Below are 21,097 nucleotides of genomic sequence, written 5' to 3'. Positions count from 1 at the left end.
TTAACCTTTTAATTTATCCGCTTTTGCAATAGCTTCATCTATATTTCCAACCATATAGAAAGCATTTTCTGGTAAATGATCATATTTACCTTCTAAAATTCCCTTAAATCCTGCTATTGTATCTTCAAGGCTTATATATTTTCCTGGGCTACCTGTGAAAACTTCTGCAACGAAAAATGGTTGTGATAAGAATTTTTCAATCTTTCTTGCTCTTTCAACTACAAGTTTATCCTCTTCGCTAAGCTCATCCATACCTAAAATGGCGATGATATCTTGTAAATCTTTGTATTTTTGAAGCACTGATTGAACACCACGAGCAACTTTATAATGTTCTTCTCCAATGATATTTGGGTCAAGCATTCTTGAAGTTGAGTCAAGTGGGTCAACTGCAGGATAAATACCCTTTTCAGCAATAGCTCTATTTAAAACCGTTGTAGCATCTAAGTGAGCAAAAACAGTTGCTGGAGCTGGGTCTGTTAAGTCATCAGCTGGAACGTAAACAGCTTGAACTGAAGTGATTGAGCCTTTTTTAGTTGAAGTAATTCTTTCTTGGAATTTACCCATTTCACTTGCTAAGGTTGGTTGATAACCCACAGCTGATGGAATTCTTCCTAAAAGTGCTGACATTTCAGAACCTGATTGTGAAAATCTAAAGATATTATCAATAAACATAAGCACATCAAGACCCATTTCATCTCTAAAATACTCAGCCATTGTTAAACCTGTTAAAGCAATACGATTTCTTGCCCCTGGTGGTTCATTCATTTGTCCATAACATAGAGCAACTTTGTCTAAAACATTACTTTCTTTCATTTCATTATAAAGGTCATTTCCTTCACGAGTTCTCTCACCCACACCTGCAAATACAGAATAGCCGCTATGCTTAAATGCAACATTGTGAATAAGCTCCATAATAATAACAGTTTTACCAACACCTGCACCACCAAAAAGACCTACTTTACCACCTTTTGCATAAGGAGCAAGTAAATCTACAACTTTAATCCCTGTTTCAAAAATCTCACTTTTTGTGCTTTGATCTTCAAAAGCTGGTGGATCTCTATGAATTGCCCATTTTTTATCAAAAGAAATTTCTTCACCTTCATCGATCAAATCTCCAGTAACATTGAAAATTCTTCCTAAAACTTTCTCACCAACAGGAACACTAATAGGAGCACCTAAAGCCTCAGCTTTTAAGCCCCTTACCAAACCATCTGTCATATCCATAGCAATAGTTCTAACTCTATTATCTCCTAAATGAGCTGCTACTTCTAAAACAAGTTTATGTTTTTTTCCTTCGCTTTCAAAATTTACAACAATTGCTTCATTAATTTGAGGTAAATAGTCGTTAAAATCTACATCAACAACCGGACCTAATACCTGTGAAATAAATCCTTGCATTATTTATCTTCTCCTTAAAATTTTACTATTTCATTGATTCAACACCACTGATAATCTCTATAAGCTCAGTAGTAATGGATTCTTGTCTTGCTTTGTTATAAGCTAAATTTAGTTGTTTCACTCTTGCCTTTGCGTTATTAGTTGCATTATCCATAGCTTGCATTCTTGCGCTATGCTCTGCCGCCAAAGAATCGATTAACGCATAATACATATTATACTCAAAATACGTTTTCATTAAATCTTCTAAAAGCTCAGTTCCTTCCGGTTCAAGCTCTAAAAGAGAATTATGAGTCTGTTCAATACTCTTTGGCTCAACTGGAATAAGATGATTAATTTTAAGTTCTTGGGTAATCATATTTTTATAACCATTATGAACTAAAATCACTTCATCTGTATTTCCATTTAAAAAATCATCTACAGCAGCATGAATTACTTCACATGCTTTCTCATAATCAGGACTAGAACTAAGATGGAAATATTTCTCTAACAATTCTATTTTTTGAAAATTAAAATATTCAATCCCAGTTTTACCTATAGCTCTAAGACGAATATTAATATTTTTTGCTTCATATTCTTTTAGCATTTCACTTACTGTTTTTAAAGTCTTAATATTAAAACCACCGCATAAGCCTTTATCTGCAGTGATAAATATTAAATCTACGGTTTTAATTTGTTCTTTTTTATGAAACAAAGATAAACGCACATCATCTTCATTGTGAACAATTTTATTGATCTGAAATGAAATTTCACTCAAAATTTCATCGATTTTTTGTGCATAAATTTTTGATCTTTTAGCTGCTTCTTCTGCTTTTTTTAACTTAGCAGTAGAAACTAGCTTCATAGCATTTGTAGTCTTTTGAGTGTTATGAACACTTTTAATTTTTCTTTTAATTTCTTTTAAATTAGACATAAAAGACCTTATAAATGATTTGCTTTAAACTCATTAATGGCTTTAGCTAGTTTTTCTTCCAAATCAGAATCTAAAGCTTTTTTAGAGCGAATTTGCTCAAAAATATCTGGATGTTTTGCCTCAATAAAAGGATAAATTCCATCTTCAAATTCCTTAATTCTAGAAACAGCAATATCATCTAAGAAACCTTTGGTTCCTGCAAAAATTAAAACTACTTGTTTTTCAACGCTAAGCGGAGAATAAGGTGGTTGTTTTAAGAGTTCAACCATTCTTTGTCCACGTTCAAGTTGTTTTCTACTTGCCTCATCTAAATCACTAGCAAATTGTGCAAAAGCTTGAAGCTCTCTATATTGAGCAAGGTCAAGTCTTAATGTGCCTGAAACTTGTTTTGTAGCTTTAATTTGAGCAGCCCCACCTACACGAGATACTGATAAACCAACATTAATTGCAGGACGAATTCCTGAGTTAAATAAATCAGTTTCTAAGAAAATTTGTCCATCTGTAATTGAAATAACATTAGTTGGAATATAAGCAGAAACATCTCCTGCTTGTGTTTCAATTATCGGCAATGCCGTCAAAGAACCAGCACCTAATTCATCATTTAGCTTGCTTGCTCTTTCAAGCAATCTTGAATGAAGGTAAAAAACATCGCCTGGATAAGCTTCACGACCTGGAGGACGACGTAAAATCAAAGACATTTCGCGATAAGCTACAGCATGCTTGCTCAAATCATCATAAACAATTAAAGCATGTTTTGCGTTGTCTCTAAAAAATTCACCCATGGTTACACCAGTATATGGAGCTAAGTACTGTAAAGCCGCAGGATCTGAAGCACCGGCATTTACAACAATAGTATATTCCATAGCACCATGTTCTTCTAGTCTTTTAACCACTTGTGCCACTGTACTTTGCTTTTGACCAATTGCAACATATATACAGATAACTCCTTGACCTCTTTGAGATATAATGGTATCAACAGCAACAGTAGTTTTACCTGTTTGTCTATCACCTATGATAAGCTCTCTTTGACCACGACCAATTGGCACAAGCGCATCAATAGCTTTAATTCCTGTATGTAAAGGCTCATGAACACTTTTTCTCGCCATAATACCTTTTGCTTTTTCTTCAACAAAACGATATTCATTAGCATTGATCACACCTTTAGCATCAATTGGCTCACCTAAAGCATTTACAACACGGCCAATCAAAGCCTCACCTACTGGAACTTTAAGTAATTTCTTAAGTCTTTTTACAGAAGCACCTTCTTTTAAACCTTCTCCTTTTCCAAGTATAACAATACCTACACTCGACTCTTCAAGGTTTAAGGCCATTCCTTTATCACCATTTTCAAATTCTACCATTTCTCCAGCCATAATATTCTTAAGTCCATATACCTTAGCAACACCATCAGCTACAGAAATAATCTTTCCTGTTTCTTCAATTTCAAGATTTAAATCAAAATTTTCAATTCTTTCTTTGATTATTGAACTGATCTCATCAGCTTTAAATTTCATTTACTTTTTCTCCTTAGATAATTTTCAATATATATTCGTTTAGCTTATTTTGAAGAGCTTTCATAGAAAAAGAAAGTTCATAACCTAATTCTTCTAATTCTATTTTAACACTATCATCTTGACTGATTTTATTATTTAGTTTAATATTTGCATCAAATTTTTTGTTAAGTTTGACTTCAAGATCTTTAAGATTTTCTTGACTTAATTTTTCTTTAGAATATACAATACCAACAAAAATATTTTCTTTAAAAGCTTTTTGTCTTTCAAGTTCTTTAACTATTTGAGGAATGCATTCTAATCTTGAATTTTCAATCAAAAGTCTTAAAAAATTTTGAAAACTAGAATTTTTAATATCAAAAAAAGAATCAAGAAATTCCATTTTTCTTTCTTTTTTAATCTCATTAGATTCTATAATATTTTTAAATTTTGGCAAAACAAAAGCAGAATTTAAAATACACAAATTCTGATAAAAATCATTTATATCAGCTCTTGAAGCTATCGCTTTTGCATATCTTCTTGCAATTATATTTTCCATATTTAAGATACCTTCTTCATCATAAGTTCTATTATTTCACTCTGTTTTAATGTCATATTTGGATCAGAAAAAATTTCATTTAAAGTATTTGATACTAATTCTTTTTCCATTTTTCTAAATTCATAATCTTTTTGTTCCTCAAAATGTTTTTGAAGTAAATCTAACTCATCTTGAGTCTCTTTCTTAGTATTTTGAACTAAAATTTCAGCTTCTTTTTTTGCTGTAATTAAAGCGGCAGCAGCACTTGCCTTAGCTTCTTCAAGTTTTTTCATCGTATCTAATTTCTTAGCTTTACTTTCTAAAAGTTTTTTTTGAATTTCATCAAGTTTAGAAGAAATTTTTACAATACGGTTTTTGTAAAAATTTTTAAATGGAGTTGCAACAAAATAATACAATATACCCACAAAAATTAGAAAATTAATAGTCCTTGGAATAATATCATATTCTCCACTACCGTTTGATGCACCAAAAGCATACAAAGGTAGCAAAAATATAATAAATAATAACTTACTCATTTCTCTCCTCTTAAATTTTCTTTATGTTATTTTGCAAAGCTTGCTTAAGCTCAGGTAAATGTATGTTTAAATGTTCTTGTAACTCTTTTTTTTGAATAGCTAAATCTGCATAAAAGCTGGCCATTTTTCTTTCTAATTCTTCTTTCTTGCTTCTAAGAATTTGCTCTGCCTCTTCTTTAGCAGCAGCTATAGCACTTTGTTTGATTTTTTGAATTTCTTCTCTAGTGTTAATATGAATAACTTCTAATTCATCATTCACACATAAAACTTCTTGAGAATTTTCTTTTACTTTATTCTCATCATTTTTTATAGAATCATTTCTTTCATCCATAAATTTTAAAAGCGGCTTATACAGCATACTATTTAAAATAACTATCATAGCCAAAAAAATAGCTATAGTAGCAAGCATTATGGAAGGATGCATATCTTCAAACATAATTCTCCTTGGTTAGAATTTTTGAAGGACTATTTTACCATAAAAAAGCTAAGATTTTGGTTAAAACTTTTCAAGCATTTTGATTAATTTTTTAATTTTATCAATATTTTCTAAATGAATTACAAAATCATTATTTTTATTTTTGCAGTCAAATCCAAAGCGATTTAGTATTTGTTTTAATTTTTTTATTTCATCTTCAAATTCTTGATTAGGTAAGCTTTCATTATTTTTTATTTTTTTAACTATTTTTTCAGTATCTCTAACATTAAGTTTTTGACCTATTATGCTATCAACCAACATTTTTTCATCTTTTTGATCTAAACCAACCAAAACTTTAGCATGACCCTGAGAAATTTTTCCAGAAGCAATCAACTCTTGAGTTCTAATATCTAAATTCAGAAGTCTTAAAGTATTTGTTATTTGAGTACGAGACTTATGAATAAGTTCTGCTAAATTCTCTTGAGTAATCTTATGAACTTGCATCAAATCCTTATAAGAATTAGCAAGTTCAATAGGGTTTAAATTCTCTCTTTGTATATTTTCAATAAGAGCCAATTCTCTAAGTTTATTCTCATCAATATCAGCAATAAAAGCTAGAATTTCTTTTTTTCCTAATGCTTTCACTGCTCTTAAGCGACGTTCCCCAGCAATTAAAATAAATTTATTATTTTTTTTAAATACAATAATAGGCTGAATAAGTCCAAATTCTTTGATAGAATTAGCAAGCTCATCTAAAGCTTCTTGATCAAAATTCTTTCTTGGCTGAAATGGATTGGGTGAAATTTGATCAATTTCTATCATAGTGCTTTGATTTTTATCAAAACCCAATTCTTTGCTATAAACAGTATCCATATCACTGATTAAACTACTTAAACCCCTATCTTTATTTAACCCCATTATAATTATCCTAATATAGAATACGCCAAATTTTGATAAGCAACAGAACCTGGCGATTTAATATCATAAAGAATTATAGGCTTTCCAAAACTTGGACTTTCTGCAAGTTTTACATTGCGAGGGATCACAATAAAGTCATCTTCGTTTCCATTAATAGTAAAAAGTTGTTTTTTAAAATTTTGTTTCAAATCATCTACAACATCTTTAGAAAGATTATTTTGAGAGCTATACATTGTCGGTAAAAATCCACGAACCCTGAGTTTAGAATTAATAGTTTTTTTGATAATTTTAATTGTATTTAAAACCATAGCTACACCCTCAAGCGCATAAAATTCACACTGTATAGGGATAATTACGCTATCACTTGCTGCAAAAGCATTTATAGTAATACTTCCAAGAGCAGGTGGAGAATCAATAATAATAAAATCATACTCATCAATTACTTCTTGAATTTGATTTTTAAGTAACATTTTTTTCTCATTATTTTCACCTTTAGCAAGCTCTTGTTCTATACCTACAAGACCTATATTTGAAGGAGCTAAATGAAGTTGTGGCAATTCTGTTTTTAAAATAATATCTGAAAGCTTTTTTCTTCCTATAAAAACATGGTAAATATTATACTCATAATTATTACGATTAAAACCAAGCCCTGTAGTCGCATTAGCTTGTGGATCAACATCAATCAAAAGTACTTTTTTTTCAGCCACAGCCAAAGAAGCGGCTAAATTTACTGCTGTTGTAGTCTTTCCTACTCCACCTTTTTGATTTGCTATTGTAATAATTTCGCTCATCTTAAACTATACACCCTTTTATCGCCTAGTAAAATTGAACCATCTTCGTACAAAAAAGAATTTTCAAGTGAAAAAACTTTACCTTCATGATGGACGCTAAATTTTCTTGATTTTTCAAATTCTAACATATACTTGCTAAAAATATTCTTCCATAAAATTTTTTTTTCTACTTTTTGCAAAAACTCACTCACTAAATCTTTAAGCGAAATTTCTATATCGCATAAAGCTGTATTTTGGGGTGCAAATTTAAGATTTAAACCCATACCGCCTATGATAAAATTTGAAATTTTAGCACTTATAACTCCTCCAGCTTTTTTATCATCTAAATATAGATCGTTAGGCCATTTAAGCCAAATTTTAGAACCTTTTTCTTGTAAAACTTCTTTAAGTAAATAAGCAAAATAAATACTCACAGAAGCTAAAGGTAAATCTTTTGGTAAATCTTCTTCTTTAATACAAAAAGAAAGATGTAAATTTCCTTTAGAGCTTTGCCAAGAATTTTCCCTACTTCCAACTCCATTTGTTTGTTCTAAAGCATAAATAGCAAAATTTTCATCAATCTTTCCATTGCGTATTTGCTCGCATAAAAAAAGATGAGTTGAGTCTATACTTTCAACACAAACTATCTTCACTTTTAAGCCTTTTTCCATTTAAATAAGTCCTGCCATCAAGAGCTTTTTTTCCACTTTCTTGAAGTTTTTTAATACGCAAAACTCCTTGTTTGCAAGCAAGCAAAAAACTTTCTTTTTCTAATTCTAAAATTTCACCCATCTTAGCATTTTGTTTTAATTCATCCACAAGTTCAAGTTCTAAGAATTTAAGTCCATTTTCCAAGAAAACTCCAGGCCAAGGGGTGAAAGCTAGATATTTTTGATAAAGTTCTCTTGCATTTTGCAAATTTATAAGCCCATCTTCTTTTTTGATTTTTCTACAAAGTGTTGCTAGACTTTCCTCTTGTTTTTTAGGGGTGATTTTATCGAAATTTAAAAGAGTAGAGAGGATGAGCTTAGCGGCCAAATTTGCTAAAAGTTCAAAAACTTCACTTGAATTTTTATCTTTTATATCACATTCTAAGCTTTCAAGTATAGCACCTGTGTCAAGCCCTTCTTCCATGAGCATGGTGCAAACTCCACTTTTTTCATCTTTGTTTAAAATCGCACTTTGGATCGGACTGGCACCACGGTATTTTGGAAGTAAAGAAGCATGCAAATTCACACAAGGCGCTAAATCCAAAATGGCTTTAGGTAAAATTTTTCCATAGGCAGCAACAACGATAAAATCAGGATTTAAATCCTTAATCTCTCTTATAATATTTTTATCTTTTAAAGAACTTGGAGTAAAAATAGGAATACTAGGATAATTTTGACTTAAAAAAGCCTTAGTATCACTTGGAGTTAAAATTTGCTTTCTACCTACGGCTTTATCAGGCTGAGTAAAAAGTGCTACGAGTTTAAAATTTTCATTTTCTACTAGTGCTTTTAAAATACAAGTTGCGTAAGATGGAGTGCCCATAAAAATAATTTTTTTCATTTTTTCGCTTTGTGTGAAATTAAAAGTTTTAATTATAGCTTATTTGATTTTAAAAGAGAATTTAATAAATTAATCACTCAAACAAAGTTCCACCTATTTGTTTATCTTCTAATAAAAATGTCTTTGCCACACTTAAATCAAAGCCACTTGCTAAAAACATTTTTTTATTGTGTTCAAGTAAAAATTTAGCTGCCTTAAGTTTGGTTACTATACCACCTGTTCCGTGCTCACTACCTGTTTTTATGGTTGCTTGTAGCCATTCTTCTTTAATATGAGTGATTTTTTCTAAACGCTTTGCATCACTAAATTCACTAGGATTTTTATCGTAAAATCCATCAATATCGCTTAAAATCACAAGCAAATCCGCATCAAAAAAATGCGTAGCATAAGCACTTAAACTATCATTATCACCAAAGACAATTTCTTCTATAGCTGTAGCGTCATTTTCATTGATAATAGGCAAAATTCCTAAATTTATCATCATATCGATAGCATTTTTTGCGTGTTTGGTAGCTTTTCTAGAGTCAAAATCCTTGCCTGTAAGTAAAATTTGTCCGCCTAGTTTGTTAAATTTGGCTAAAAGCTCGTTATAAACACTGATTAAAAAAGGTTGTCCAATAGCAGCTAAAACTTGTTTATTAATAAGGTTTTTTCTATCGATATCTAGTTTGGTGTGTCCTGCCGAAATAGCCGCCGAGGTTACTAAAATTACTTCATATTTTTCCATGAGTTTAGCTAAAAATGCGACTAAATTTTTAAGACGCTCAAAACTTAAAGTGTTTTCTTCGCTAATCACATGAGAACCCACTTTAACAACTATTCTTTTCATGCTTATTCCTTGAAAAATTTTTATAATTTTAGCCAAAATTTCATATAAACTAGTTATTTTTTGAAAAAATAGGGAGTGTTTGAAATTTTTAATATAAAACACTTCCTAGATTGTTAAAATTTTTATTTGTTATTTCTTAAAGTTTTAATTTCTTCTAAAAGCATGAATTTAAGTTCTTTAAGTCCTGTTTTTTCAAGGCTTGAGACTTTGATTAAAAAGCTTTGTGGATTATTTATTTCTTTGAGATAATTGTCTAACTCATTAATGTTTAAAGCAATTTGCTCAGCAAATTCCTCTCCTAAACGAACACTATCACTTTTTGAAATCATGATGCCAAATTTACGCCCAAAAAGTTCATTGGAAAATTTTTCAAGTTCTTTTCTTAGTACTATAAATTGTTCTTTTAAAGGCATTTGCCTCATAGGATCTAGCACGAAAAGTAAAAAGCTCGTTCTTTCTATGTGCTTTAAAAAGGCAAGTCCTAAGCCTTTACCCACACTTGCTCCTTCGATAATCCCTGGAATATCAGCCATAACAAAGGAATTATACTCATCTACATCTACGAGTCCAAGTTTTGGAGTAAGGGTGGTAAATTCATAATTTGCAATTTCAGGTTTTGCATTTGAAACAACGCTTATAAGAGTAGATTTTCCCACATTTGGAAAGCCCACAAGCCCTACATCGGCAATAAGTTTAAGTTCAAGTCTGACTAAGCGACTTTCTCCTTTTATACCAGGTTGTGCGTAATCGGGGCGTTGATTGGTGGCGTGTTTAAAATGGGTGTTGCCAAGTCCACCTTTTCCACCTTTTAAAAAAAGCTCTCTTTGTCCTTCTTTGGTAAGATCAAGTAAAATTTCATTGGTTTGTACATCGATAACTTGCGTTCCTTCGGGCACTATAAGTTCTAAATTTTCACCCTTTTTGCCATTTTTATTGCGTCCCATTCCACCAGCACCATTTTGCGCGCGTAATTCTCTTTTGCCTTTGAAATTTACAAGAGTGTGGGTATTATTATCACATACGAAAATAATATCACCACCATTTCCACCATCTCCTCCATCAGGGCCACCAAGTGGAACATGTTTTTCACGGCGAAAACTTACAGCACCTTTGCCACCATCGCCTGAAGCTAAAGTAATTTTAACACTATCAATAAACATTTAAATTGCCTTTGACTTTAAATTTATAAAGCTAAATTTGAGTAAATAAAAGAAGTTAAATTTATAAATTTAAAGTTTTCAAGACGCTAAAAAGCGTCCTAAAAACTTATGCAGGATATACAGAAACTTTTTTTCTATCTTTGTCTTTTCTTTCGAATTTTACAAAACCATCAATTAGAGCAAAGATAGTATGATCTTTTCCCATGCCTACATTGTTACCTGCATGAGTTGCAGTTCCTCTTTGGCGGATGATAATATTTCCAGCTCTAACAAACTCGCCACCAAATTTTTTAACACCTAAACGACGACCTATGGAATCGCGGTTATTTTGAGTTGAACCTTGACCTTTCTTGTGTGCCATTCTTTACTCCTTAAGCTTTAATATCTTTTACTACAACGCGAGTAAATTGTCTTCTAAAACCGCGTTTGAGTTTAGAATCTTTTCTGCGTCTTTTTTTGTAAATCACAACTTTTTTATCTTTTCCGTGATTGATCACTTCCAAAACAACTTTTGCACCTGCTACGAAAGGCGCACCTACCTTTAATTCTTTATCATTGATAGCAAGAACTTCGCTTACTTCAATACTTGCTTTGCTTTCAGCTTCAAAGTGATCTAGTTTTAGCTCATCGCCAACACTTACTTTGTATTGCTTTCCGCTGTGTTTGATAATAGCATACATTGCTTTTCCTTATAAATTGGTAGTACCATAAAGCACCGTAATAACGGATTTAAAAGCTTTAGTGGTTTAATAAAATTTCGATTTTACAAAATTTTTCTTTAATTTTTGATGAATTTAAGAAAGAGTTTAGAGTTTGAGAAAAATCAAACTCTAAAAATTTAAAAGCCTAGATTTACTCCGCCGCCTTCTTGGGTTTGATAATTTGCATCACGACCTATAGTGTAGCCATTTCCACTACCAGTATTACTTAAAGGTCTGCAAATATCGCCCACTTTTACACTACCTTCTGTGATTTTTGCATAAGAAAATTTAGGGCTTGTGCGAGTGATTTCAATACTTCCTGTTTTGCTTTCTACTCTTCCTGTATTTTCTTTTGTATAAGTATCTTTTATAACCTTCCCAAGAGCAAAACATTCATAAACATCACCTTGATTTAAGCTTTGAGAAAATATTACTTCATTGTTTTCAACAGCTGCAACCTTTAAAGGATAAATTGCATTTAAAATATCTCCTGAAATGCGGTTTGCAATTTGTTTGAGTGTAGCTTCATTGGCACTAAGACTATTGTCTTTAAGATTGACTTTCATGCTTAAAGTATTAGAAAATTTAATTTGTCTTGTAGCAAATAAAAGCACACGATAATCTACGATAACTTCAATTTCAGTTTTGCTTTTTCCTGTTAAATTGCTTGTTTTTTGTTTACCTTCAAGTCCTGAAATAGAAAACAATAAAATATAATCTGTTGCTAACACATTTTTAAGTTTATAAACTTCATCGCTAGCTGCGTCGCCACTTTTGATTAAAGCTTTTTCCATTTCATAATAGCCACTAGAATCACGGTCTAAAACATTAAATTTACGACTTTGCAATAAATCAGAAATGATTTTTTGTTGCAAAGCTGAGCCTATACCTCTTTTTGCAGCATCTGGAGTAGAATCAAAAACAGTAATACTTCTTCTATTATCTGCACTTAAACCTGGAGCTTGATACTTTTTTGTTGTTGTGGTTTTAAAAATCGTTACATTGGCTGTATATTTACCATTTGCATCTTGTTCAACACTATTGATTTCATAAGTATCAGCTCTACCTTTGGTGGCTTTTGAAATTTGCTCGCTGTAATTATCTTGTATATTTGAACCTGAATTATCAGTTGAAACGCTAGTGTTAGATTTCTTAAGAGAATTGATGCTTACTCCACTCATTTTTCCTATAGCTTCTATAATGGCATTGTTTATCGCATCTTCCCTAGTCAAGCCTGTGCCTTCACCTGTGCTTGATTTTGTTGAAGTTGTGGTTATAACTTTAGCATTAAGACTTAGGCTTAAAAATAAGCCTAAAAAAAGAATTTTAATTATTTTCATCTTTTACCTTTAAAAATCATCCATGCTATTTACAACATTAGAACTTCTTTGTATGCTAGAAGATTTTTTAGCTTCATTTTTTGTTGCATTTGACTTTGAATTTAAAGCCTCATTTGTGTTAGCTAAATTTTCATAAGAATAAAATCTCACAGCTCCTACATGTTCAATACCATTTTCACTTGTATAGCTCCATTTTTTAAGAGTACGAATACCACGAATTTTACCGCTTGCGCTTGCTTTTATTTTACTATTTACTTTGTCAATAATATTTGTTATGTTTTGAGTTTGTTCTTGAGTGGAACTATCATTAACATTAATACTTTGTTTGATGATTTCCTCGTAAGTATCACCAGTTGTTCTTTCATCTTTAAGACTTAAATTTGTATTAATAAACTCTATAATAGCAGCATCAGCCATAGTAAGTGCTGTTTCTTTGGCTCTATCTTCTAAAATATTTGTTTTTTTAGCATTGCTAGGATCTGCTACATAACCCCAGTTTCCATAACTTAAAATAATAGGTGCACCATTTTCATCATAAACTAAGCGAATTCCATATTCATTTAAAAAGCCTTTTGTATCTTTTGGCAGATACTCACTTATTGCCTTGCCTTTACCCTTAATAGCACTCTGTCTTGCTAGTGCCATATCTTTTGCTAATTGGCGAGTTTTATTGGAAATAATAGCAATAACACCTACATCATACTCACCTCTTCTTTGTGTAACTATAGTTTGCACAGGAACAAGTCCACTCATAGAACCTATGGCATTTGTCATAGTTTTATTAAGAAATTCTTGCTTTAATAAAGTCTTTTTTCTGTCTTCGCTTAAAGAATTTGTATCTATACCTAAATCTTTTAATGCCTTATCAAGCTGAGCACCAGCTAATTGTGTAAGTTTATTTAAAATTTGATCAACCTTATCACCTTTTGGCAATTCATCAAATTCCTTAGCATTAGTAGAATTGTCTGCTTCATAATTTTGAATCTTGCTTGTAGCAATTCTTCCAAAAGCATCTCTTATAAATTCGCTTTGTAAATTTAACATTGCTTTTTGATAAGCATTTTGTAAAGCTTGTGCAAATTGTGGATCAGTATCATTTACAGCAACAGTACTTTTTCCTGTATAAAAAGTTTTTCCATCTTTGGTTATACCATATTCTATACCGAAATTATCGGCAAATTCTTCAAAAAAATCTTCAATTGATTTTGGGGTAATATCCTTAGTACTTGCGTCAGACATTTCATTTTGAATATTTATATCTTGTTGTGTAATTTCTACAGGCTGGGAACCTTGTGCATAAAGTAAACTTGCCATAACTAAAGAGCCGATAAATAATATTTTTTTCATTTCGTATCCTTTTAAAAATCATAAAAAAAGCCCAAGCTAAACACTTGAGCTAAAAAAATTTATTCATAAATTAATTTTTATTTTACCAAGTAACTGATTTACTAGAACCGGTTTTATCAATAGTTTGCTCATCTTCCCAATAAACTAAACCTGATGTTAGATCAGTAAGTCTTAGCAAGAAAAAGTATTCTACTTGAGTTTTACCATTGCTAAGTTTTACATTATCTTGTCTAATTTTACCCGCAAGAGAAAAATCAGGCGATACCAATGTCCCTTTTTTTGTTATGGTTTTTTGATTAAACTCATCATTATCTCTTAATTCTCTTACATCTTCACTCATGCTATCAAGTGCTCCGCCTGCAGCAACTGCTGAAGTTAGAACAAATTTACCTGATTTTCTTAATGCAGAAGTGATTTTTGCGGTGAGTTTTTCAGTATCGATTCTTTGCGGGGTATCATTCACAACCCTACCAATAGCAATAACCTTTCTTGTACCTGGTTTAATATTTGCAAAAGCAGGATCGCTTAACATACTATTTATCATAGTTTCAGCTGCACTTTCAAAATCTTGTCTATCAAGACCCAAGGTTAAAGCATCGCCTTTTTTTACCTGACTTGCCTTTCCATCTGTATAAGCTGTTTGCGCACAACCACTAAAAAGCAAAGCTCCAATAAGAGCTGTTCCTAAAATTTTTGTTTTTTTCATGATTTATCCTTCCTACAAATGAGATTAATTTTTGCTTTAATTTCTAATCTAAAATCCTTCGCTCTTGTATCAGATGCAAGTTTACGAAGAATTACCTCTTGTCCTGCTGGAATTCTAAGGGCTTGATAGTCCTCATTTAAAACATCTCTTAGCACAAAACCATCTTTATCTAACCAATCCACTTTATAAATTACATCTTTAGCAAAAGTACTGCGTAAAATCACTTCAAATTCTAAATAACCATTGCTATTTATACGCTTTTGAAATTGTTTTACTAAACTTTTTGGTAAATTTGAACCTAAAATTACAGTATTTTGATTTGAATTTATTTGATAACTTGGTGCACAAGCACTAAGTAAAAACATTAAAATAAATAAAATATTTTTTTTCATCTTTTAGCCTTATTTTTCCATGATAGCAACACTTGCGGGTAAATACGGAGCAAAAGAACGCACTATCACAAGAGCATTTTTATTTTTATCCAATGATTTTTGAAACAAAATATTGCCTTGTGGATCTTTGATTTCTAAATTTCCGTCGTTTTCTATTGTTGCTATGGCAATACTTTTTGGTAAACCTCTCCAAGAACGCACATCAGCTTTATTGGTTGCAGCAGTTGCTACTGCTGTTGCAAGACTTAGCCATCCACCTGTAGAGTCATTATTTGCAACAGCTACATTTAAAGTGGTTTTAATTATAGTTTGAGCTAAGGCTTTAGCAATCATTGCAGGCATATTTATTTTAAATTCAGTAGCGACAATATTGTCTAAATCTACAAAATCATTTGTATTTTGACCATTTATATTTAAATTTGCAAAAGAAGCTTCCCTTTTTTTTAAGGTTTGTAAAGCAATATTTGTGCTAATAATTTTTTTATCCACTATAAAAGGTAAGGTTAAAGCAAATTCATCCTTAACTACACCAAATCCATTTTCATAAACTACAAAAACATATTTTTTAGCTTTTTTGACTTTTATTTTTGTGGCATATTCTTTAAAAATTTTAGCCTCTTTTTTGATAGTTTTGTTTTTTGGATAAATAATAGCTACTTCTCTAAATAAATCTGCAGCTTTTCTATAATCTTTATCCATAAAGAAAAATATTGAAGCAAGATAAGTCGCATAAGGATTTATGAAATTTTTTGTTGTATCAAATTCTTTAAATAAGTTGTCATATTGCTCTTCTATAACTTTTGAATTTTCATTCATATTTTTATCATAATTTTTATCTTCTTTTGCCTTATCTAAATCAGCACGATTTTTTTCAATTTCTTTAGCAAAATATTCTTTTGCCTTATCTTGACGCATTAAAGCACGATTAAACTCAACTCTTGCATTTTCATAATCATCTTCTTCCATATAGTTTAGAGCTTTATATATATTAACCATAATTCTTTCATATAAAGAACCATCATAATCTACTATAGTATCATTAAGCAAGGTTGTACCAACAAATTTAGTTGCTTTAGGGCTTACATTTTCTAAATCCACATCATATTTATAAGATTCTTCTACAGCATCAAAAAATACATTACTTTTATTAAAATCACCACAATTTCTAGCAATCAAACCTGCATTTAATCCTGTATAAATGACATCATCATTTTTTTTAATTTTTTCTAAATTTTGATTGAAAAAATCATCACCACAATATTTTTGTGTTAAAGTATTTTCAAATGTTGTATTTTGTTTAACCTGATTAACACAAGCTGTTAAAAAAAGGCAAACAATACCTGAAAAAATCAACCCAACTTTTATCTTCATTAAATTCCTTTCTTAAAGAAAATTGAAAATGAATATTATAACGTAGTATATACTTAAAAACTAATGAAAAAAATTTAACCCTAGGAGAAAAACCTAGGGTTTGATTTAAATAAGCATAGGAGCTAATACAAAGCCTAATACTACAGCAATTGCAATAGCTAAAACCCCTGGTATAAAGAATGAGTGATTAAATATAAATTTACCAATTCTAGTCGTTCCTGTATCATCCATTTGCACTGCACCAAGCAAGGTTGGATAAGTTGGAAGCACAAAAAGTGCCGAAACTGCTGCAAAACAAGCTACAAGCATATAAGAATCATGCGGATTTGCTGCTGAAATTCCTAAAGCAGTGATAATTACAGGTACAATGGCCTTTGCGGTTGCTGCTTGGGAATATAAAAGCATACTTGCAAAGAAAAATGCAACTGCTAACATAGCAGGGGTTTGTTTAACCCAGTCGCCTGCTACTTCTTTGATAGAAGCTTCGTGTCCTGCAACAAAAGTATTTCCAAGCCATGCTACACCAAAAACACAAACACAAGCAGTCATACCGCTTTTAAATACACTAGTGTCAAGAATTTTACCTGGTTCAACTTTACAAAGCCAAGTGATCAAAGTTGCTGCAGTAAGCAAAAAGCTCATAATAGCTGCATCTCTTGGAACCACAACAGGATCAATCCATTTAATATTACTTGAAATTGCGGTTGCATAAAGTACAACTGCCAAAACAGTGATCAAGAAAATTACCACTGAAAGTTTAGCACCTGGTTTATCTTCGCCATGCAAAACAGCTCCTGCATCCTTTACAAGTCCTGCTTTTAATCGTTCTTGATAAACACTATCCTTGCTCAAATCCATAGGAGTGATTAAACTCACTATAAAAGCTGCAAGCATACAAGCTACAAAAGTTGTGCTAATCCAAATTCCAATTAAAGTTGGATAATTCCATCCAAGTGGCTCTAAAACGCCGCTCATATAAACCACAGCTGCACTTACAGGAGAAGCAGTGATTCCAATTTGCGAAGAAACAACCATTAATGAAAGTGGAACACTAGGTTTTATGTTTTGAGATTTTGCAACATCAACTACAACAGGCATTAAAGAAAATACTGCATTTCCTGTTCCTGCTAAAATTGTAAGCAACCACCCACAAGCTGGAGCTAAATAATTTATAAATTTAGGACTTGATCTTAAAATTTTTTCTGTCACCCTTACCATGTAATCAAGTCCACCTGCTTGTTGCATAGCAGAAATTGCTGCAATAGCTGCGGCAATAATTAAAATAACATCCCAAGGAATATTACCAGGTTTCATACCTAAAACAAGCCCTAATATAACTACACCTAATCCTCCAGCATAACCTATAGCAATACCGCCTAGGCGAATACCGATAAAAATCGCCCCAAGAAGGACGATTACTTGCAAAATTATCATTATATCCATATTAAATCCTAAAATGCTATTTTTTAGCTTCCATGTGAGGGTTTAGCATATTTGATGGAGTTAAAATTTCATCAATTTGTTCTTTACTTAAAAGCCCTCTTTCAAGCGCAATATCAGCCACTCTTTTTCCAGTGTTCATTGCCTCTTTAGCTATAGAAGCTGAATTTTCATAACCAATATAAGGATTTAAAGCTGTTACTATACCTACTGAATTATAGACAAAGTCTGAACAAATTTTTTCATTTGCGGTAATACCATCTATACATTTATCAGCTAAAGTATACATTGCTTTTTCTAGCATTACAACAGAATTAAATAAGCTATATGCTACAACTGGTTCAAAAACATTAAGTTGTAATTGTCCACCCTCACAAGCAAAAGTTACAGTTACATCTGCTCCAATAACAAAATAACAAACTTGATTAACTACTTCAGGAATAACAGGATTTACCTTACCTGGCATGATAGAACTACCTGGTTGCATTTTTGGAAGATTAATCTCATTAAGACCACATTTTGGACCACTACTTAAAAGTCTTAAGTCATTACATACTTTAGAAAGTTTTGTTGCAACACGTTTTAAAACACCTGAAATTTGTACATAAGCTCCCGTATCTTGAGTCGCCTCGATTAAATCCTCAGCCACAGTATATTCAAAACCTGTCACTTCTCTTATTTTTCTTTCTACAACCTTCGGATAATCAGGATGAGAATTAATTCCTGTTCCAATAGCAGTTCCACCCAAATTGATCTCTAAAATCAATTTTCTAGCTTCTAATACTCTTTGTATATCTTCACCTATCATTACGGCAAAAGTTTTAAATTCACGACCTAAAGTCATAGGTACAGCATCTTGCAGTTGGGTTCTACCCATTTTAAGAACATCTTTAAATTCTTCAGCTTTTCTCTCATAAGCTTTTTTTAGATGTTCCATAGCTTTTGCCAAATCACTTAAATAATCATGTAAGGCAAGGTGTAAAGCCGTAGGATAAGCATCATTAGTACTTTGGCTTAAATTAACATGATCATTTGGATGAAGATATTGGTATTCACCTTTTTTATGACCCATAAGTTCAAGTCCTATGTTCGCTATAACTTCATTAGCATTCATATTTGTACTTGTTCCAGCACCTCCTTGGATCATATCTACTACAAATTGATCATAATACCCACCTTCTAAAATTTTATCGCACGCTTTAATAATCGCATCTTGGATATTTTTATCCAAAAGACCTAATTCATGATTTGCCATAGCTGCAGCTTTTTTTACTCTAGCCAAAGCTCTAACAAAGCGAGGAAAATCTTTTAATCTATCATGAGAAATATCAAAATTTTCAACAGCTCTAAAAGTTTGCACTCCATAATAAACCTCATCAGAGATTTCTAATTCCCCAATAAAATCATGTTCTTTTCTTGTTCCCATTTTGAACCTTTCATAAAAGTATTTTAATTTAAAATCAAAAATTTTTGATTTAAATCATAAAATAATGATATTGCATTTTTAGTTAATAATTGGTTAATAAGAAAACTACTTTCAAATACAATAAATTAAGTATTTTTATATCCTATTATGTCTTTATATTTAATTTTTATTAATATAAAAAATTTTATTTACTTCAAAAAAAATTAATATATTTTTGCAAGCTTTTTTGTTAGAATAAAATTTTTAATAATTTAAATAATTAGGGATAATATGGAAGAAATTACAATAAACATAGATAAGATTAAAATAAATGATGACTGGAAAGAATTTTTAAGAGACGAATTTCAAAAAAAATATTTTCTAGAAATCAAAAAACAATACCTAAATGCGATTAATCAAAATATAGTTATTTATCCGCCTGCAAATTTAATCTTTAATGCTTTTAATTTATGTCCTTTAAAAGAAATTAAAATTATTATCCTAGGACAAGATCCTTATCATCAACCAAATCAAGCAATGGGGCTTAGTTTTTCGGTTCCAAAAAATGTAAAAATCCCACCAAGTCTTAATAATATTTTTAAAGAATTGCAAAATGATTTAAACATCACTCCAGCAAAAAGCGGAGATTTAAGCTCTTGGGCAAAACAAGGAGTTTTGCTCTTAAATTCTATTCTTAGCGTTGAAGCAAATAAAGCAGCTAGCCATAGTTCGTGGGGTTGGCAAGAATTTAGTGATGCTATAATACATAAATTAAGTAATGAAAAATCAGGGCTTGTTTTTATGCTTTGGGGAAATTACGCAAAAAACAAGGAGATTTTGATTGATAATACTAAGCATTTGATTTTAAAAGCAGCTCACCCAAGCCCTTTAGCTAGAACAGGATTTTTAGGTTGTAAGCATTTTTCAAAGGCTAATGAATTTTTAAAAAAAGTTGGTAAAATTCCTATAGATTGGAAAATAGTTTAAAAAATTATTTTAAACTTTAATAAAAATATTAAAATATATTTATTTAAAAATAAATCATATTTCTATGAAATATATTGTAATAAAACGACTCAAAAATTAATTCTTAAGGAGAAAAATGAAAACCATTGGTATTATAGGCGGAATGAGTTTTGAAAGCACTATTACTTATTATAAAACAATAAATCAAGCTATAAATGATAAATTAAAATCTTTAAATTCTGCAAAAATTTTACTTTACAGTGTTAATTTTGAAGAAATAGAAAATTTACAAAGCCAAGATAAATGGCAAGAAGCTGCACAAATTTTGACTCAATGTGCTAAAAAATTAGAACTTGCAGGGGCTAATTTTATAATAATTGCAACTAATACTATGCATAAGGTTTTTGATGAAATTCAACAAAATATAAATATCCCTATTTTACATATTGCAAAAAGTTCTGCTAAGGCTTTAAAACAAGAAAACATACAAAAAATTGGTTTATTGGGTACTAAATACACAATGACGCAGGATTTTTATAAAAAAATGCTGATTGAAGAAAATATTAGCGTTATTACTCCTAGTGATGAAGATATAAAAATCGTTAATGATATCATTTTTAATGAGCTTTGCAAAGGTGAAATCAAGCAAGATTCTAAAGAAAAATATTTAAATATTATAAAAAAACTACAAGAAAAAGGGGCAAAAGGAGTGCTTTTAGCTTGCACTGAAATTGGTTTATTAATATCTAAAAATGATACAAATATCAAAATTTTTGACACAAGCCTTATTCACGCCCTTGATGCTGCTAATGAAGCTTTAAAAGATTTATGATTAAAAGATGCCCAAAAATGGGCAAATCGCAATATTTTGAAAAGATTTATACTTATATCGGTTTAAATCTTATCTTGCTTTA

23 protein-coding genes are annotated in these 21,097 nt (G+C 30.9%); 2 read left to right on the top strand and 21 right to left on the bottom strand.

Annotated elements, in window-relative coordinates:
• From atpD to aspA, 21 genes are all read right to left on the bottom strand, one after another.
• Positions 1-1,398: a F0F1 ATP synthase subunit beta gene (gene atpD / locus FBF21_RS00795; RefSeq protein ID WP_002852005.1), complete on the bottom strand. Its 1,398-nt coding sequence runs from the start codon at positions 1,396-1,398 to the stop codon at positions 1-3.
• A 25-nt stretch (positions 1,399-1,423) separates the two neighbouring features.
• Positions 1,424-2,308: an ATP synthase F1 subunit gamma gene (gene atpG, locus FBF21_RS00790; RefSeq protein WP_002860587.1), complete on the bottom strand. Its 885-nt coding sequence runs from the start codon at positions 2,306-2,308 to the stop codon at positions 1,424-1,426.
• 8 nt (positions 2,309-2,316) lie between these two features.
• Positions 2,317-3,822, bottom strand: a complete 1,506-nt coding sequence (atpA, locus tag FBF21_RS00785; RefSeq protein WP_002851836.1) for a F0F1 ATP synthase subunit alpha — start codon at positions 3,820-3,822, stop codon at positions 2,317-2,319.
• 13 nt (positions 3,823-3,835) lie between these two features.
• The gene (locus tag FBF21_RS00780) at positions 3,836-4,357 is read right to left on the bottom strand and encodes a F0F1 ATP synthase subunit delta (RefSeq protein ID WP_002851861.1); all 522 of its coding nucleotides are present in this window, start codon (positions 4,355-4,357) and stop codon (positions 3,836-3,838) included.
• Between the two features lie 2 nt (positions 4,358-4,359).
• Positions 4,360-4,872, bottom strand: coding sequence for a F0F1 ATP synthase subunit B (locus FBF21_RS00775; protein ID WP_165433011.1), 513 nt, complete (start codon positions 4,870-4,872; stop codon positions 4,360-4,362).
• 10 nt (positions 4,873-4,882) lie between these two features.
• A complete protein-coding gene (locus FBF21_RS00770; protein WP_002859779.1) occupies positions 4,883-5,308 on the bottom strand; it encodes a FoF1 ATP synthase subunit B' in 426 nt (141 codons plus the stop codon).
• Between the two features lie 60 nt (positions 5,309-5,368).
• Positions 5,369-6,205 (bottom strand): ParB/RepB/Spo0J family partition protein, encoded by an 837-nt coding sequence (locus tag FBF21_RS00765; RefSeq protein ID WP_002859778.1) that lies wholly within the window; start codon positions 6,203-6,205, stop codon positions 5,369-5,371.
• 5 nt (positions 6,206-6,210) lie between these two features.
• Positions 6,211-6,996, bottom strand: coding sequence for an AAA family ATPase (locus FBF21_RS00760; protein ID WP_002851697.1), 786 nt, complete (start codon positions 6,994-6,996; stop codon positions 6,211-6,213).
• Positions 6,993-7,646, bottom strand: a complete 654-nt coding sequence (locus FBF21_RS00755) for a biotin--[acetyl-CoA-carboxylase] ligase (RefSeq protein WP_002859776.1) — start codon at positions 7,644-7,646, stop codon at positions 6,993-6,995. Before FBF21_RS00755 ends, FBF21_RS00760 begins: the two co-directional genes overlap by 4 nt.
• The gene (fmt, locus tag FBF21_RS00750; RefSeq protein WP_002859775.1) at positions 7,609-8,526 is read right to left on the bottom strand and encodes a methionyl-tRNA formyltransferase; all 918 of its coding nucleotides are present in this window, start codon (positions 8,524-8,526) and stop codon (positions 7,609-7,611) included. The genes FBF21_RS00755 and fmt overlap by 38 nt, the downstream gene beginning before the upstream one ends.
• A 73-nt stretch (positions 8,527-8,599) precedes the next feature.
• Positions 8,600-9,355, bottom strand: a complete 756-nt coding sequence (gene proB / locus FBF21_RS00745) for a glutamate 5-kinase (RefSeq protein ID WP_002851769.1) — start codon at positions 9,353-9,355, stop codon at positions 8,600-8,602.
• Positions 9,356-9,477: 122 nt separating this feature from the next.
• Positions 9,478-10,515 carry a GTPase ObgE gene (obgE, locus tag FBF21_RS00740; protein WP_002869950.1) on the bottom strand — a complete coding sequence of 346 codons (1,038 nt, stop codon included), beginning with the start codon at positions 10,513-10,515 and terminating at the stop codon, positions 9,478-9,480.
• 106 nt (positions 10,516-10,621) lie between these two features.
• Positions 10,622-10,876 (bottom strand): 50S ribosomal protein L27, encoded by a 255-nt coding sequence (gene rpmA / locus FBF21_RS00735; RefSeq protein WP_002800974.1) that lies wholly within the window; start codon positions 10,874-10,876, stop codon positions 10,622-10,624.
• Between the two features lie 10 nt (positions 10,877-10,886).
• Complete coding sequence (gene rplU, locus FBF21_RS00730) at positions 10,887-11,195, bottom strand: 50S ribosomal protein L21 (RefSeq protein ID WP_002778820.1); 309 nt, start codon at positions 11,193-11,195, stop codon at positions 10,887-10,889.
• Between the two features lie 158 nt (positions 11,196-11,353).
• On the bottom strand, positions 11,354-12,556 hold the full coding sequence (locus FBF21_RS00725; protein ID WP_002869951.1) for a CsgG/HfaB family protein: 1,203 nt from the start codon (positions 12,554-12,556) through the stop codon (positions 11,354-11,356).
• 9 nt (positions 12,557-12,565) lie between these two features.
• On the bottom strand, positions 12,566-13,903 hold the full coding sequence (locus tag FBF21_RS00720) for a DUF6844 domain-containing protein (RefSeq protein WP_002869952.1): 1,338 nt from the start codon (positions 13,901-13,903) through the stop codon (positions 12,566-12,568).
• A gap of 82 nt (positions 13,904-13,985) precedes the next feature.
• Positions 13,986-14,609 (bottom strand): penicillin-binding protein activator LpoB, encoded by a 624-nt coding sequence (lpoB, locus tag FBF21_RS00715; protein WP_002869953.1) that lies wholly within the window; start codon positions 14,607-14,609, stop codon positions 13,986-13,988.
• Complete coding sequence (locus FBF21_RS00710) at positions 14,606-15,001, bottom strand: YcfL family protein (RefSeq protein ID WP_002859770.1); 396 nt, start codon at positions 14,999-15,001, stop codon at positions 14,606-14,608. Before FBF21_RS00710 ends, lpoB begins: the two co-directional genes overlap by 4 nt.
• A gap of 9 nt (positions 15,002-15,010) precedes the next feature.
• Positions 15,011-16,372, bottom strand: a complete 1,362-nt coding sequence (locus FBF21_RS00705) for a COG3014 family protein (protein WP_002860580.1) — start codon at positions 16,370-16,372, stop codon at positions 15,011-15,013.
• A gap of 105 nt (positions 16,373-16,477) precedes the next feature.
• On the bottom strand, positions 16,478-17,815 hold the full coding sequence (locus FBF21_RS00700; protein WP_002859768.1) for an anaerobic C4-dicarboxylate transporter: 1,338 nt from the start codon (positions 17,813-17,815) through the stop codon (positions 16,478-16,480).
• A gap of 16 nt (positions 17,816-17,831) precedes the next feature.
• The gene (gene aspA / locus FBF21_RS00695) at positions 17,832-19,238 is read right to left on the bottom strand and encodes an aspartate ammonia-lyase (RefSeq protein WP_002851742.1); all 1,407 of its coding nucleotides are present in this window, start codon (positions 19,236-19,238) and stop codon (positions 17,832-17,834) included.
• 270 nt (positions 19,239-19,508) lie between these two features.
• On the opposite strand from aspA, the gene ung reads away from it, so the two are divergent.
• Together ung and FBF21_RS00685 are read left to right on the top strand one after the other, a co-directional pair.
• A complete protein-coding gene (gene ung / locus FBF21_RS00690) occupies positions 19,509-20,204 on the top strand; it encodes a uracil-DNA glycosylase (RefSeq protein ID WP_002859767.1) in 696 nt (231 codons plus the stop codon).
• 115 nt (positions 20,205-20,319) lie between these two features.
• A complete protein-coding gene (locus FBF21_RS00685; protein WP_002851706.1) occupies positions 20,320-21,015 on the top strand; it encodes an aspartate/glutamate racemase family protein in 696 nt (231 codons plus the stop codon).
• The last annotated feature ends 82 nt before the right edge of the window (positions 21,016-21,097 follow it).

This window comes from Campylobacter sp. CFSAN093238 (genome assembly GCF_012898015.1).
In the GTDB taxonomy this organism is placed as follows: domain Bacteria; phylum Campylobacterota; class Campylobacteria; order Campylobacterales; family Campylobacteraceae; genus Campylobacter_D; species Campylobacter_D jejuni.
The sequence above is the reverse complement of the archived record's forward strand: the minus strand, read 5'-3'. Positions and strand labels throughout refer to the sequence as shown.